General features: G+C 35.5%; 15 protein-coding genes. 11 read left to right on the plus strand and 4 right to left on the minus strand.

Annotation, left to right across the window (positions count from 1 at the left end):
• Positions 1–20 precede the first annotated feature (20 nt).
• Complete coding sequence (locus ACLU24_RS13030) at positions 21–1,064, plus strand: SGNH/GDSL hydrolase family protein (RefSeq protein ID WP_412613097.1); 1,044 nt, start codon at positions 21–23, stop codon at positions 1,062–1,064.
• A gap of 72 nt (positions 1,065–1,136) precedes the next feature.
• Here ACLU24_RS13030 and ACLU24_RS13035 read toward each other — a convergent pair whose 3' ends face one another.
• The 3 genes from ACLU24_RS13035 to ACLU24_RS13045 form a co-directional block, all read right to left on the minus strand.
• Entirely contained in the window at positions 1,137–3,638 is a 2,502-nt protein-coding gene (locus ACLU24_RS13035; protein ID WP_412613098.1) for a heavy metal translocating P-type ATPase, read from the minus strand.
• Between the two features lie 8 nt (positions 3,639–3,646).
• Positions 3,647–3,958 (minus strand): metal-sensing transcriptional repressor, encoded by a 312-nt coding sequence (locus tag ACLU24_RS13040; RefSeq protein WP_412613100.1) that lies wholly within the window; start codon positions 3,956–3,958, stop codon positions 3,647–3,649.
• A 262-nt stretch (positions 3,959–4,220) separates the two neighbouring features.
• On the minus strand, positions 4,221–6,272 hold the full coding sequence (locus tag ACLU24_RS13045; RefSeq protein ID WP_412613102.1) for a hypothetical protein: 2,052 nt from the start codon (positions 6,270–6,272) through the stop codon (positions 4,221–4,223).
• Between the two features lie 302 nt (positions 6,273–6,574).
• On the opposite strand from ACLU24_RS13045, the gene ACLU24_RS13050 reads away from it, so the two are divergent.
• The 3 genes from ACLU24_RS13050 (at position 6,575) to ACLU24_RS13060 (ending at position 9,032) form a co-directional block, all read left to right on the plus strand.
• The gene (locus ACLU24_RS13050; RefSeq protein ID WP_412613104.1) at positions 6,575–6,850 is read left to right on the plus strand and encodes a metal-sensing transcriptional repressor; all 276 of its coding nucleotides are present in this window, start codon (positions 6,575–6,577) and stop codon (positions 6,848–6,850) included.
• Between the two features lie 134 nt (positions 6,851–6,984).
• Positions 6,985–8,868 carry a heavy metal translocating P-type ATPase gene (locus tag ACLU24_RS13055; protein WP_412613106.1) on the plus strand — a complete coding sequence of 628 codons (1,884 nt, stop codon included), beginning with the start codon at positions 6,985–6,987 and terminating at the stop codon, positions 8,866–8,868.
• Complete coding sequence (locus ACLU24_RS13060; protein ID WP_412613107.1) at positions 8,865–9,032, plus strand: hypothetical protein; 168 nt, start codon at positions 8,865–8,867, stop codon at positions 9,030–9,032. The genes ACLU24_RS13055 and ACLU24_RS13060 overlap by 4 nt, the downstream gene beginning before the upstream one ends.
• Position 9,033: 1 nt before the next feature.
• Here ACLU24_RS13060 and ACLU24_RS13065 read toward each other — a convergent pair whose 3' ends face one another.
• Positions 9,034–9,930 carry a LysR family transcriptional regulator gene (locus tag ACLU24_RS13065; protein ID WP_412613109.1) on the minus strand — a complete coding sequence of 299 codons (897 nt, stop codon included), beginning with the start codon at positions 9,928–9,930 and terminating at the stop codon, positions 9,034–9,036.
• Positions 9,931–10,077: 147 nt separating this feature from the next.
• On the opposite strand from ACLU24_RS13065, the gene ACLU24_RS13070 reads away from it, so the two are divergent.
• From ACLU24_RS13070 to ACLU24_RS13100, 7 genes are read left to right on the plus strand one after another with little or no spacing between them, the layout of a single operon-like run.
• On the plus strand, positions 10,078–11,250 hold the full coding sequence (locus ACLU24_RS13070; protein WP_412613111.1) for an iron-containing alcohol dehydrogenase: 1,173 nt from the start codon (positions 10,078–10,080) through the stop codon (positions 11,248–11,250).
• Positions 11,251–11,265: 15 nt separating this feature from the next.
• On the plus strand, positions 11,266–11,766 hold the full coding sequence (locus tag ACLU24_RS13075) for a flavodoxin (RefSeq protein WP_412613113.1): 501 nt from the start codon (positions 11,266–11,268) through the stop codon (positions 11,764–11,766).
• 17 nt (positions 11,767–11,783) lie between these two features.
• Positions 11,784–12,215 carry a cupin domain-containing protein gene (locus tag ACLU24_RS13080; protein ID WP_412613114.1) on the plus strand — a complete coding sequence of 144 codons (432 nt, stop codon included), beginning with the start codon at positions 11,784–11,786 and terminating at the stop codon, positions 12,213–12,215.
• Between the two features lie 17 nt (positions 12,216–12,232).
• Positions 12,233–12,559 carry a carboxymuconolactone decarboxylase family protein gene (locus ACLU24_RS13085; protein ID WP_412613116.1) on the plus strand — a complete coding sequence of 109 codons (327 nt, stop codon included), beginning with the start codon at positions 12,233–12,235 and terminating at the stop codon, positions 12,557–12,559.
• Positions 12,560–12,561: 2 nt separating this feature from the next.
• Positions 12,562–13,038 carry a flavodoxin gene (locus ACLU24_RS13090; RefSeq protein WP_412613118.1) on the plus strand — a complete coding sequence of 159 codons (477 nt, stop codon included), beginning with the start codon at positions 12,562–12,564 and terminating at the stop codon, positions 13,036–13,038.
• A gap of 19 nt (positions 13,039–13,057) precedes the next feature.
• Entirely contained in the window at positions 13,058–13,876 is an 819-nt protein-coding gene (locus ACLU24_RS13095) for an SDR family oxidoreductase (RefSeq protein WP_412613120.1), read from the plus strand.
• A gap of 10 nt (positions 13,877–13,886) precedes the next feature.
• Positions 13,887–14,561 carry a flavodoxin gene (locus ACLU24_RS13100; RefSeq protein WP_412613119.1) on the plus strand — a complete coding sequence of 225 codons (675 nt, stop codon included), beginning with the start codon at positions 13,887–13,889 and terminating at the stop codon, positions 14,559–14,561.
• The last annotated feature ends 118 nt before the right edge of the window (positions 14,562–14,679 follow it).

Genomic DNA, 14,679 nt, shown 5'->3' on the forward strand with positions numbered 1-14,679 from the left:
TGTAAGAGAGGACTGATAATTTGGAAAAAAGCAAAAAGCTTATCATACAGAGAATCTCCAAGGTTATCTGTTTTTTGCTTATATTTACAGCATTTTTGGGAATAGGTTCGAAGATTTTTATTCCTAAGAAAAATTCTACTGAATATGGCAATAAAAATTACTATGGAAATTCGTATCATGGAGAACGAGCTAATTCAATAGATGTTGTAGTAGTTGGAAATAGTTCAGCATATAAAAGCTTTTCTCCGCTTGAACTTTGGAACAAATATGGATATACCAGTTTTGTTTGTGGTGCTCCTGCCCAGAAAATTCAAGAAGGATATTATATGCTTGAGGATTTCTTCAAAGAACAAAAACCTAAAGTCGTTATCTATGAAACTGAAGGTATATTCAATTCTTATGGCAAGAAAATAAAAAGTTCTTATAGCAAAGCTAAACAAGATTTGATATTCCTTTCAAATGAGATTGATGGTATTAATGCTACTTTAGATGTAGTGACAGCAAATATATGCCCACTTTTGAAATATCACAATCGTTGGAGCAGCTTAAAAGTAGAAGATTTTACGCTTGAACCTGATTATTCAAAGCACTATGTTTCAAAGGGATATGTGCTTACAAATAAGATTAAGCCTTATCGCGGTAATAAAAATTATATGCAGCCATCAGACTATACAACGCCTATTCAATATACAAATCTTTGCTATCTTAATAAAATGAAAGAGCTTTGTGATAAGAATGGTGCGGAGTTTGTGCTTATGTCATCACCGCTCCCAAGGGCGTGGAATGATGAACGCCATAAGGCAGTTAAGACTTATGCCGAAAAGAATAATATAAAATATCTTGACACCAATCTTTCCATTGATGAAATGAAAATTGATTGGTCTAAGGATAGTTGCGATAAAGGTTATCATCTTAATGTATATGGTGCAAAGAAAAATACTTCCTTTGTCGGAAAATATCTTACTGATAACTTTAAACTTACTGACCATAGGGGAGATAAAGCATTTTCTCAATGGAATAAAGATTATAAGAGTTATTCAAAGAAAATCAAAAAACTTAAATAATAAAAGAATATAAAAAAATCCTCTCTGACTTAATATTTAGAGTCCGAGAGGATTTTTTGTTTTGTAATAAAATTAATCTATGACTTTATAGCCTTGAGCTTCAATAGTGCTTTTTAAAACTTCATCAGAAATATCTGCATTAAGTTTTACTATTGCTGTACCGCTTTTGTGACTTACGGTTGCTTCGTCAATTTCAGGAAGAGCTTCAAGGCACTTTTTTACAGTAGCTTCACAATGAGGACACATCATACCTTCGATTTTAATAGTTTTTTCCATAGTTTTAATCTCCTTTTTATTTTTTGTTTTTCGTTTTTTATCGTGCTTAGGATTTTTAATGTTTAGAAAATTGAGTCTTAATGCGTTAGTAACAACGCAAACGCTTGAAAGGCTCATTGCTGCGGCTCCGAACATAGGATTCATTTCCCAACCAAGCAGGGAAATCCATGCTCCGGCAGCAAGTGGAATACCGATAACATTATATATAAATGCCCAAAAAAGATTTTCGTGAATATTTCTGAGCGTTGCACGACTAAGTCTTATTGCGGCGGAAACATCTGTGAGCTTGCTATTCATAAGAACAATATCTGCGGCATCAATCGCTATATCTGTTCCTGCACCGATTGCAATTCCAACATCTGCACGAGTTAGTGCTGGAGCATCATTTATTCCATCGCCAACCATAGCTACGCTGCCACGAGTTTTTAGCTTGCAAATAGTTTCTTCTTTTCCGTCAGGAAGAACACCTGCTATAACCTCGTCAACACCTGCTTGTTTTCCGATTGCATTTGCGGTTCGTTCGTTATCACCTGTGAGCATAACTACACGGATTCCCATATTTTGAAGTTCTTTGATTGCTCTTGGACTATCTTCTTTGATGACATCAGCAACGGCTACTATGCCGATAAGCTTTTCGGAGCTTGCGAAGAATAGGGGAGTTTTACCCTCGTTTGCGAGTTTTTCTGCCTTTGAAATAATATCATCTGAAAGGCTAAGCTTACTTGTGATAAAGCTCATACTTCCTGCAAATATTTCTTCATTATTAAGTTTTGCAGAAAGGCCATTACCAATAAGTGCTTTAAAATCAGTAACTTCATCAGCAATAATATTCATTTCTTTTGCCTTTATAATAATTGCTTTGGCGAGTGGGTGTTCACTCTTACTTTCAAAAGAAACGGCAAGCTTCATAAGCTCTGCTTCACCTGTTCCGTTAGGAATAATATCAGTTACACGAGGTTCTCCGCTTGTAATTGTTCCGGTTTTATCAAGTGCAATAATTTCAGTTTTGCCCGTTTGTTCAAGAGAAACTGCTGTCTTAAACAATATTCCGTTTCTTGCACCAATTCCATTACCAACCATAATTGCGACAGGTGTCGCTAAACCCAATGCACAAGGACAGCTTATTACAAGAACAGATATTCCTCTTGCAAGAGCAAAGCCAACAGTTTGTCCGCATAACAGCCAAATTGCAATAGTTATGATTGCAATAGTGATAACGACAGGAACAAATATTCCTGAAACCTTGTCTGCAACCTTTGCGATAGGTGCTTTAGTTGCCGCAGCATCACTTACCATTTTTATGATTTGCGAAAGTGTGGTATCTTCGCCAACTCTTGTAGCTTCACATTTTATAAATCCTGATTGATTAACTGTAGCTGCGGACACCGTATCTCCAATAGTTTTATCAACGGGTATACTTTCGCCTGTAAGAGCAGATTCATTTACAGCACTGTTGCCATCAATTATTATACCATCTACGGGGATATTTTCTCCTGGTCTTACTACAAAAATATCACCCTTGTGAACCGATTCAATAGATACAGTTTGTTCAACATTATCACGAATAATATTAGCTGTTTTAGGCGAAAGCTTCATAAGACTTTTAAGCGCGTCTGTAGTTTTTCCTTTTGAGCGAGCTTCAAGCATTTTACCAACAGTAATGAGTGTAAGAATCATAGCAGCCGATTCAAAATAGAATTCGTGCATATATCCCATAACTGCGGCAGAATCGCCTCTGAGTTGTGCATCAGTCATTGCAAAAAGTGCATAACAGCTATACACAAAGGCTGCACCTGAACCAAGTGCCACAAGAGTATCCATATTTGGCGAACCTTTAAGTAGACTTTTAAAGCCGCTTATAAAGAATTTTTGATTTATGACCATAATTGCTACTGTTAATAATAATTCAATAAGCCCCATAGCTATATGATTATCTGAAATAAATGATGGTAATGGCCAATTCCACATCATATGCCCCATAGAAATATACATCAGAATCACAAGAAAGATTAAAGAGGCTATTAATCTTCTTTTTAGTTTAGGTGTTTCATGGTCTTCGAGTGCATCTTCATCAGATTGTAAAGAGCTTTTAGTGTCTGAACCTTTTTCAGAGGCGTCATAGCCTGCTGCACGAACCGCCGAAATTATTTCTTCAGAAGATGCAGTTCCGTCGACGCCCATAGAATTTGTCAATAGGCTTACCGAGCATGAAGTTACGCCGGCAACCTTATTGACAGCCTTTTCAACTCTTGTACTGCAAGCAGCACAGCTCATACCTGTAACATTAAATTGTTTCATAGTACCTCCTACTTCATCAACTTTTGGAGAACCGCAACAAGCTCATCTATAGTTTCATTCTTACCATCACGAATATCCTGAGCAACACAGGTTTTTATGTGATTAGCAAGAAGTTCCTTATTAAATGAGTTGAGTGCAGCATTTGCGGCGGCTACCTGAATCAGAATATCGGTGCAATAGGCATTTTTTTCAAGCATACCCTTTATGCCACGAATCTGACCTTCGATACGGTTCAACCTGTTGATGAGTGCCTTATATTCTTCGTCCGTTCTCTGCTTTGTTTTATGGCAGTATGGACATTCTTTAATTTCATTTTCCATTATATCACCTCATTTTTTATTATACCCTATAAGGGTATCTTATATTTGAGATTATATACCCTTATAGGGTATTGTCAATATAAAATTGCTTATTGTAAATATTATACTATGCTTAAAATTAAAATATAGAGAACTTTTATAAAAATTTTTTTAAAAAGTATAATAAAATTATGGGTGTGTAAACCCAAAACGGTTTACACACCCAATTTATAATTTTAGTTTATGATATTTTTAACTTGGTATAAATTTAGAGAAATATTTATTATTTGTATTTTTTAGCTTTTTGGCTGACTGTAATTATTGCTATGACAGAAAATATAGATATACAAATCCATATTTTCCAAATATTTGAATCTCCTGTTTGTGGAGCGTCAATGTTTGTATCCGTTGAAGAGCTTGGTTTCTCGTCAGATACAGAATTATCAGGTTCTGATGGCGTACTTTTAGAGGCAACTGTAAAGCTAAAGCTGTTTATTGCATTGCTGGATTCCACTGCAAGTGTATGCGTACCGCTTTCTAAAGTGAGCAAAAACTCCTTGCTCAGTGTTATTTGTGTTTTATCCTCCGAAACGCTGTATTTATCTTTATCAATGACATTGCCGTCAGCACTTACGGAAATTACATTTCCTGCATTTTCAGATATTGGAAAATGTAAATCCTGCATATCTCCTGACCATACAATAGTTTCATTACAATTAGTATAAGTTTCTTCCTTTACTGATTTATTATTTGGAGGAATTTCGCCCACACTTTTAACGCCTATACCAACACAGTTATCGTCTTTTTTAGGGTCTGCGTGACTGTTGTGATAGTAACAAAGATGTATTTTACTTGGAGACGGCAACTTGTCGCCTTGGATTTTTGAATTTTCAATTCCGTAGCAATAAACCTGATCTGCCTTAAAGAAATAAGGTTCATAAGTCAAAGGATAGCTCTTGCCTGTTACTTCGGATTTCTGTGCGTCAATAACGAATCTGCAATCCTGATTAACCTTTGACGGCAAATTGAAATTACCCTCGTCTTTGGAGAAGAATATATCATACAAGCTCTTTTTACCGCCATAATCTTTTAAAATCATATTCAACTGGTCATAATTTGCCAATAAGGTGTCCCCACCCTCATATCTTATAAATGGCTTCCAAAAGTTGAATCTTGTAGTTGGCACATAACAGTCAGAGTAATTTTTTACCAGTTTAATACCTTTCGCTCTCTTAATGTATTTATTGTCTCCGACTCCTGCATTTTTGTTTTCCTGGGGAATACCTTGAGTATTTGGAGTCGTGTAAAGAAGTATTTCATGTCCGGGAGTCCAATAATATCTTTCACTTTCGTCACGCACAACAACTTTTCGGTCGACAAGCTTCTGAATTTTTTTAATATCCTCATTAACCTGTTTAAGCTTGTTTGAAACATATCCGGAATGTTTTTGTTCTGATTCCGAATGCGTACTGTTCCATTTTTCAATATTATAAATACGTGCCTGGAGAGAACGTTTTTCAATAGTGGCAGTAATGGTATAAGTTAATAACGCATCATTCTGGAATGTAATCCATTCACTATAAGCCTGATGTTCCCAATGATACTTTCTTCTTAAAGACTGATACTTAACCTCAAACAAATCATCAGATTTAGTTACACCATCTTCATAGGTAACTTCTAATTCTATAGTCAGTATGTTTTTCAGTGAATTATAATACTTATCAAAGTTGGAATCAATTTTTCCCATGTCATCATCATAGATTCCCAGTTCTTTTGTAAGCGCGTCAATTCTCAAAGCCTGAGCCTTTTCAGATGAATAGCTTTTATTTTCATCAATTTCTCTGAGAGAATTAAAAATAATATAAGGTGACATACTGTCTTTTATTTTGTTGTAATCATTTATAATGCCGTTTAATTGAGTACAGGTAATTTGTCTTGAAAGACTTTGAATTTCATTGTGCAGTTTATCCTGTCCTTCCATAAGCTTATCAATCTTTTCCATCAACTTTTCATCATCACTTTTTATATTAAGTGCCTCTGCCATAAACTTTTTAGCTCCCCAGTCAACAGCCTTTTTCAAAATTTCTTCCGGTTTAGCAAAAGTTTCAATCAAAGTAAGTATTCCGTTAACAGCATCCTGGTCTGTAAGTGCGTCAATAACGCTTCCTCCGTTTGAAGCTGATTCAGATATATTGCTTGAGGAAGAGTCCAATACTGCTTTTTCCGTATAATTTCCGCTTTCGGCGGAAGCAACTATACACGGTGATACCAAAAGTTGAAGCGACAATGCTGAGGATAAAAGTGCTGTGAACAATTTTTTAGACTTTGATAGCATAAGATTTACCACCTTTCGATAATTATTGTTAAATAGATTATAATAAAAAAATATTGTAAAGTCAATAAAAAATAGTGAAAATGATTTATTATAATGCGTAAATGGGTTATTATAATATATTTTTAATGTGTGTTAATTGATTTGAATTTAAAGGTCACATTAATATTTATATGCAATTTAAAGAATAAATTATAAAAATTTGATATTACTAAAGTCTTATTCAACAAATAAATTTTTTTATTGACTTTATAATAGAAACAAATTACAATTTATATAGTTAATAAATTATTTGAGGTGTTTTTATGAAACAATGTATGGATTCAGAAAACTTACATAGAAGGTTAAAAAAAATAATTGGTCAGTTGCAAGCTATTGATAGGATGATTGATGAAGATGTTCCTTGCGAAGATATTCTTGCTCAAATGAATGCTGCTAAATCTGCTATTCATAAATGTGGTCAAGTAGTATTAGAGGGACATATAAAGCATTGTGTGAAAGATGGCATTGAACACGGAGATGCGGAAAAGACCATAGAGGATTTTACAAAAGCAGTTGAACGCTTTGCAAATATGGGTTAAACGAATTAACATCTTAATTTTATGAAAAACAGTTGCAAAAAATGCAACTGTTTCTTTTTCATCTCTTGAAAAACCTATACCCATATAGGTATAATATACTCATACCTATATGGGTATAGAAAGAGGGCATATTGATGAAGAAATTTATGCGAAAACTTGAGTGTATACTCGAAATTGGCGGCACAAAGCGAGATATAGTGTTCCTTGTAATTTCGGGTTTATCACTTCTATGCAGTATTTTCAAACTGTTTCCATTGCAATTTGATATAGCATGGGTAGCTATTATTCTATGTGGTATTCCTATAATTTTAGAAGCAATTATAGGTCTTGTGACAGAATTTGATATTAAGGCAGATGTACTTGTATCTCTTGCTTTGGTTGCTTCTGTTTGTATCGGAGAGATTTTTGCGGCAGGTGAAGTTGCGTTTATTATGCAGCTTGGAGGCTTGTTAGAAGAATTAACCGTAGCAAAGGCAAGAGCAGGAATAGAAAAACTTGTACATCTTACACCACAGACTGCCAGAATTATAAATGGAGATTCTGAAAATATAGTTCCTGCGGAACAGGTTAAGGTTGGCGACTTGCTTAGAGTTTTACCAGGTGAAACTGTACCAGTTGATGGTGTTATCGTATTTGGACAAACTTCTATAAATCAGGCTGTTATGACTGGTGAATCGTTACCTGTTGATAAAACTGTTGGTGATGAGCTTGCGTCTGGCACAGTTAATCAGTTTGGTGCATTTGATATGAAGGCAACAAAAGTAGGCGAGGATAGCTCCATTCAAAGAATGATTAAACTTGTCCAATCGGCAGATGCCGGAAAAGCAAAGGTTGTTGGAATGGCTGACCGTTGGGCAACATGGATAGTTATAATAGCACTTTCTGCCGCAGCTTTAACATGGATTATTTCAGGAGAAATTATTCGTGCGGTTACAATACTTGTTGTATTTTGCCCTTGTGCCTTAGTTCTTGCAACGCCTACTGCAATTATGGCAGCTATTGGTAATGCAACAAAGCATGGTTTCCTTGTTCGTGAGGGAGATGCTCTGGAAAGGTTATCAAAGGTACAAAAAATTTCATTTGATAAAACTGGTACACTAACTTTTGGTAATCCTGAAGTAGTAGCAGTCAAAACCTATAATGAAACCATGTGTGAAAGTGAGCTTTTTAAATATGCAGCTTCAGCAGAAAGCCTCTCAGAACATCCGCTGGGCAAAGCAATTATTCGTTATTATGAAAAACAATATGGCGATAAACTTCTGACAACAGAGCATTTTAAAATGACACCTGGAAAGGGAGTTATAGCTACCATTAATGGTCAGGAAGTACTTGCAGGTAATATTACACTTCTTACAGACTATAAAATAGAAATATCTAAAGAATCTTTACAAGATGCGGAAAATTATCTTGCAGAAGGTGCGACTGTTATTTACTTAGCCATTAGAAGAAAATTTTCAGGTTTTATTGCTTTAGCAGATACACTCAGACCCAAAAGTGCAAAAATGCTTCAAACTCTTAATGAAATAGGCGTAGAGCCTGTACTTTTAACTGGTGATGCAGAAAATGCAGCAAAGTCTATTGCACAAAAGTTGAATATTAAAGAGATTCATTTTTCTTGTTTGCCAGAAGATAAGCTTAATTGCATAGATAGTTATCAGAAAAAAGGTCAGCCGGTTTGTATGATTGGAGATGGAATCAATGACGCCCCTGCATTGAAAAAAGCTGATGTAGGAATAGCTATGGGTGGCGTAGGAAGTGATATTGCAGTTGATGTTGCCGATATTGCGTTAGTAGATGATAAAATAGAGGAATTGCCACATTTATTATCTTTATCCAAAAGAATGATGACTACTATAAAATTAAATCTGACTTTTTCTATGACACTAAATTTTGTAGCTATTATACTTGCAATTACAGGAATTTTAAATCCTATCGTAGGGGCATTGGTACATAATGCAGGCTCTGTTCTGGTAATAATCAACTCAGCTTTACTTTTAAAATGGAGGAAATATAAATGATATTGAAGATTATTGGTTTGATTATAGGTGCATTAATTTCAGGTGCAGGAATTTATTATCTTATAAAAGAAAAGAATGATTCTGAATCAAAGAAAATTTATGGAATAACTACTTTGGTCGGAATTATAATTGTAATAGTTATGATTTTACTGCTTATATTATAAATTAGACTTGATTAAAATTTTCTTTTTGGATTATTTTTAAAAATAATTTAATATCATCTGTTGGTTGGAGCGAATATAGCAAACCGTAAGGAATAGGATAATCCCAATCTATAGGTATGGTTACTAAGCCAGGGTGTACATCTTTCCAGCAATCAAGCGTCAGCATTATGTTTTGTGTCTGGACACAATGGTTGAATACCTTTATATCATAAAATTGAGGTGTATCTTCTATTTTAATTTGTGGGTGTTTTATAAGCTCAGCTCTGATATTATCTACAACCTTTGAATCTCCCTTTTTAACCATCATAAGCGTTTCACCATATAAATCCTGTATGGTGAGACGCTTTTTTTGTGCCAATCGATGTTCTCGTGGAACAGCTATTTGATGTTGACAAGTGCCTATTTGCTGAAAATTACAATGATTCATCCACTGGGTAGAATCGCAGACACCTACTATAAAATCAAATTTTTCTCCCAATGCGGAAATCTCAGATAAAATGCCTTCGTGGTCATCTTCAAAAGGAATTATATGCAGTCTATATCCGGGAAAATTGTCATTTACCTTATACCATAAATCCATAAAAGGTTTGCAAGGATTTAAAAGCGAACTTCCTATACAAAAAGTTGTTTCAAACATTTGCATTTCTCGTTTGGCTTCTTCTATTGCTTTTTCGGAATAATCAAATAAAAATTTAGCATGGCGATATATTACTTTTCCGGCAGGTGTTAGACGGATACCTTGATTGGTTCTATCGAATAATTTCATATCTAAATGCTTTTCTAAAGCGTTAATTTGTTTCATTATGGCCGGAGGAGAAATATACATTTTTTCTGCAGCTTTATTAAAGCTTCCACAATCTGCAACACATACGAATATTGGCAATAGACTATTAAACAATTTGAAACACTCCTATCGTATTAAGTATTGGTTAATACGATGTTATCATATCTGTTCTTCAATGTCAAGAAAATGCGATATATAATATAGATAAGCTAAAAGCTTGGTAAAAATAAATAATAAAAAATTTTTCAGGAGGTAGTTTATATGTCTTATAACTTTTTTAATCCTACACGAGTTCTTTTTGGTGCAGGAGAATTAAACAATCTGCATAAACAAGCTATGCCGGGTAAAAAGGCAATGGTTGTTATTTCAAATGGCAAATCTACTCGTGAAAATGGAACTTTAGACCGTACATTAGAACAGCTTCGTATGGCTGGTGTTGAAACCGCTATCTTTGATAAGGTAGAAGCAAATCCACTTAAATCAACTGTTGAAGCAGGTGCAAAATTCGCTAAAGATAATGGCTGCGATTTTGTTGTAGCACTTGGTGGCGGTTCTGTTATGGACGCTGCGAAGATTATGGCTATGTATGCACTTCAGCCTGGAGAGCTTTGGGACTATGTTGCAGGCTCTACTGGTAAGATGCAACCACTTGTAAATCCTACTTTACCAGTAGTTGCAATTACAACAACAGCTGGTACAGGCTCTGAGGTTGACCAGTGGGGTGTTATTACTAATCCAGAAACAAATGAAAAAATAGGCTGTGGCGGTATGGACAGCTTATTCCCGGTTTTGGCAGTTGTAGACCCTGAGCTTATGTTGACAGTTCCACCTAAGTTTACTGCATATCAGGGCTTTGACGCATTGTTCCATTCTGTTGAGGGATATATTTCTATTGTAAGCAGTCTTATGAGTGATATGGTACAGCTTGCTGCTATTGAAAACATCGGAAAATATTTACCTCGTGCAGTTAAAAATGGTGATGACTTAGAGGCTCGTGAGCATGTTGCTTTTGCAAATACTATGTCAGGTTACTCAATGGTTGTAGGTTCATGCACAAGCGAACATTCTATGGAACACGCAATGAGTGCTTATCATCAACATTTGCCTCATGGTGCAGGTCTTATTATGATTTCTAAGGAATACTATACACACTTTATCAACAAGCATTGTTGCGATGAAAGATTTGTTCGTATGGCACAGGCACTTGGCAAGGCTGACGCAAAAGAACCAATGGATTTTATAACTGCTTTGGTTGACCTTCAAAAGGCTTGTGGCGTAGCAGATTTAAAAATGTCTGATTATGGTATTCAAAAGGACGAGTGTATGACTTTGGCTAAGAATGCTCGTGCTACTATGGGTGGCTTGTTTGCTTGTGACCCTGTACAGATGACCGATGAGGAATGTGCAGCTATTTATGAAAAGTCATATAGATAAGCGGAGGTGTTTTTAATGTCAAAGCTGATTGTTTATTTTTCAAGGGCAGATGAAAACTATTTCAGCGGTGCTTTACGCACTGTAGCAGTTGGTAATACAGAGATTGTTGCAAAAACATTGGCAGAGCTTACTGGTGCTGATTTATTTAAAATTGAGCCAATTACACCATATTCAAAAAACTATAATGAATGTATTTCTCAGGCACAAGACGACCAGAAGAGAGATGCCAGACCGGAATTGAAAAATTATCCTGATAGTCTTGATGAATACGATACTATATATCTTGGCTATCCGAATTATTGGGGAACAATGCCGATGCCTGTATTCACTTTTTTGGAGCATTTTGATTTTGCCAATAAGACAATAAAGCCTTTCTGTACCCACGAAGGTAGTGGAATGGGACACAGTGAGGGAGATATTAAACGAATCTGTCCTAATGCTAAAGTTGAAAAAGGTCTTGCTATACATGGCGGAAGTGCTTCAAAAGCAAAAGATAAATTGAAAGAATGGATTTAAAGTTAGGGTGAATAACAATGAAAACAACTGATAAAAAAGAATTTGAACAGCAGAATGTATTTGGAACAGGTTCAGAGAATACTGCTTATGCAAAATATTTTATTGGTCAATCATTTCTCAATCCTTTGACTAAGCCGGAAGATGGGTTGTTCCTTGCGAATGTTACCTTTGAACCAGGTTGCCGTAATAACTGGCATATTCATCACGCAAAATCAGGCGGCGGACAGCTTTTAATCTGTACTGCGGGTGAAGGTTGGTATCAGGAAGAAGGTAAAAAGGCAGTTAGCCTTGTTCCTGGAACCGTTATTACTATTCCTGCTAATGTTAAACATTGGCATGGTGCTAAAAAAGATAGTTGGTTTTCTCATATCGCAGTAGAAGTTCCGGGTGAGGAATGCAAAAATGAATGGTGTGAACCAGTTTCCGACGAAGAATATAACAAGCTTTAATCAAGGAGGAATAACAAATGGAAAAAGTAACAGCAGGTCATGATGCTTTGGGAGAATTTGCTCCAAAGTTTGCAGAATTAAATGATGATGTATTATTCGGTGAGGTATGGTCAAGAGAGGATAAGCTTTCACCTCGTGACCGTAGCTTGATAACTGTAACAGCCTTAATGGCAAGTGGTGTATTGGATAGTTCACTTCAATATCATATGCAAAAAGCTAAGGAAAATGGTGTTACTAAGGAAGAAATGTCCGAAGCATTGACACAGCTTGCTTTTTATGCAGGTTGGCCAAAGGCATGGGCAGCTTTCCGTATGGCAAAGGAAGTATATGCAGAGGAGGAATAAATATGAAAACTCTGATAGTTTACTATTCTTACACAGGCAATACAAAGAAAATTGCTGAAAAGATACATAAAGAAATCGGCGGAGATATTGCCGAGATTAAAACAGTAGTTCCTTATAAAGGAAGCTATAACTCGATTGTAGAACAGGGCAAGAAAGAAGTTAATCAAGGCTATATGCCTGAGCTTGAGCCATTTGGTGTAAATCTTGAAGAATATGACACTATAATTCTTGGTACACCAGTATGGTGGTATACCTTCGCTCCCGCTGTAAAGACTTTTTTAGAGCAAAATGATTTTTCCGGTAAGAAAATATATACATTTGCTACAAATGGCGGTTGGATAGGTCATACTTTTAAAGATGTAGAAAAAGTATGCACAGGAGCTTCTGTAAAAGATGAAATCAATATTCGCTTTGATGAGGATAAGCTTCGTACACCTGAAAATGAAATCGAAAACTGGATAAAGAAAATTGTGAGGTGATAATTCTGTGAAAAATGTTATGATTTTAACCGGTGCAGGTCAGATTGGTATGGCCATTGTTCGTCGTATGGGCTATGGAATGAAGATTATAATAGGCGATAAAAAGCTTGAAAACGCTCAATCAATTTCAAAAATTCTGAATGATGCAGGCTTTGATACATTCCCTTTAGAGATGGATTTATCAAGTCGTACTTCTATTAAAAATATGATTTCCGAAGCTCAAAAATATGGTGAAATTAAAATGCTTATAAATGCGGCAGGAGTTTCGCCAAGTCAGGCGTTAATAGAAACCATTTTAAAAGTTGATTTATACGGAACAGCTGTATTATTAGAAGAAGTTGGAAAAGTTATTTCAGAGGGCGGTGTTGGTGTTACAATCTCCAGTCAATCGGGAAAGCGTATGCCACAGCTTACAGCAGAAGAAGACGCTATGCTTGCTTGCACACCTACTGATGAATTACTTTCACTTGATATCCTTAAACCTGAAAACATAAGAGATACACTTCATGCTTATCAAATGGCAAAACGATGTAACGAAAAGCGTGTTATGGCTGAATCGGTTAAATGGGGAAAAAGAGGAGCAAGGCTCAACTCTATATCACCGGGTATAATTGTAACACCACTTGCTATTGATGAATTTAATGGTCCACGAGGGGATTTTTATAAGAATATGTTTGCTAAATGCCCAGCAGGTCGTCCGGGAACAGCAGATGAGGTTGCAAATGTTGCAGAATTGCTTATGAGTGATAAAGGAGCTTTTATTACCGGTACGGACTTTATGTGCGATGGTGGAGCAACAGCCAGCTATTTTTATGGCCCTTTAAAACCTAAAAAATAGGAGTGATAATATGAAAAAACTTATTACGCTTATGCTGTCATCTATGCTTGTATTTTCGTTGACAGCTTGTCAAGGAAATACAATTTCTGAAACAGAGTCTAAAGAATCTCATACTAAAAGTGTAGAATCTTCATCAAAAGAACAGTCTAAATCAAAAGAAAGCAGCAATGAGTTATCAAAAGAACAATCTACAAAGCAAAAAGACAATAAATCATTGGTTGTTTATTACTCTTCAACGGGAAATACTAAAACGGTAGCAAAATATATTGCTGATGAAACCAGTTCGGATTTATTTGAATTAATTCCAAAAGAACTTTATACAAACGATGATTTGAATTGGAATAATAAAGATAGTCGGGTTTGCATAGAGCATGATAATCCAGACAAGCGAAATGTCGAATTATCGTCAACAACAATCGATAACTGGGATAGCTATGATACAGTTTATATTGGTTATCCTATTTGGTGGGGAATTGCTGCGTGGCCTGTAAATACATTTATTAGTGCTAATGATTTTACTGGAAAAACAGTTATTCCGTTTTGTACATCTGCATCTTCTGAACTTGGTGAAAGTGGTAAATTACTTGCTGAAATGACTGGTACCGGTAATTGGCAAGAAGGAAAAAGATTTAGTTCAGGAGCAAGTAAAGATGATGTTGTTTCTTGGATAGATACTATAAAATAATCCTTGTTAATAATTGGAATGAAGATTAAAACTAAATATTCTTAGAAAAAGGCAGTCGTATATATGATATGTACCCTCTTTGCTGGACAAAACCAGTAAGGAGGGTTATTTTTATGCG

The organism is Pseudoruminococcus sp., from assembly GCF_047012705.1.
In the GTDB taxonomy this organism is placed as follows: Bacteria; Bacillota; Clostridia; order Oscillospirales; family Acutalibacteraceae; genus Pseudoruminococcus.

Coding starts and splice junctions, on each gene's coding strand:
- ACLU24_RS13035 (WP_412613098.1), bottom strand. CDS start 3,638: ATGAAACAATTTAATGTTACAGGTATGAGCTGTGCTGCTTGCAGTACA.
- ACLU24_RS13040 (WP_412613100.1), bottom strand. CDS start 3,958: ATGGAAAATGAAATTAAAGAATGTCCATACTGCCATAAAACAAAGCAG.
- ACLU24_RS13045 (WP_412613102.1), bottom strand. CDS start 6,272: ATGCTATCAAAGTCTAAAAAATTGTTCACAGCACTTTTATCCTCAGCA.
- ACLU24_RS13050 (WP_412613104.1), top strand. CDS start 6,575: ATGAAACAATGTATGGATTCAGAAAACTTACATAGAAGGTTAAAAAAA.
- ACLU24_RS13055 (WP_412613106.1), top strand. CDS start 6,985: ATGAAGAAATTTATGCGAAAACTTGAGTGTATACTCGAAATTGGCGGC.
- ACLU24_RS13060 (WP_412613107.1), top strand. CDS start 8,865: ATGATATTGAAGATTATTGGTTTGATTATAGGTGCATTAATTTCAGGT.
- ACLU24_RS13070 (WP_412613111.1), top strand. CDS start 10,078: ATGTCTTATAACTTTTTTAATCCTACACGAGTTCTTTTTGGTGCAGGA.
- ACLU24_RS13075 (WP_412613113.1), top strand. CDS start 11,266: ATGTCAAAGCTGATTGTTTATTTTTCAAGGGCAGATGAAAACTATTTC.
- ACLU24_RS13080 (WP_412613114.1), top strand. CDS start 11,784: ATGAAAACAACTGATAAAAAAGAATTTGAACAGCAGAATGTATTTGGA.
- ACLU24_RS13085 (WP_412613116.1), top strand. CDS start 12,233: ATGGAAAAAGTAACAGCAGGTCATGATGCTTTGGGAGAATTTGCTCCA.
- ACLU24_RS13090 (WP_412613118.1), top strand. CDS start 12,562: ATGAAAACTCTGATAGTTTACTATTCTTACACAGGCAATACAAAGAAA.
- ACLU24_RS13095 (WP_412613120.1), top strand. CDS start 13,058: ATGATTTTAACCGGTGCAGGTCAGATTGGTATGGCCATTGTTCGTCGT.
- ACLU24_RS13100 (WP_412613119.1), top strand. CDS start 13,887: ATGAAAAAACTTATTACGCTTATGCTGTCATCTATGCTTGTATTTTCG.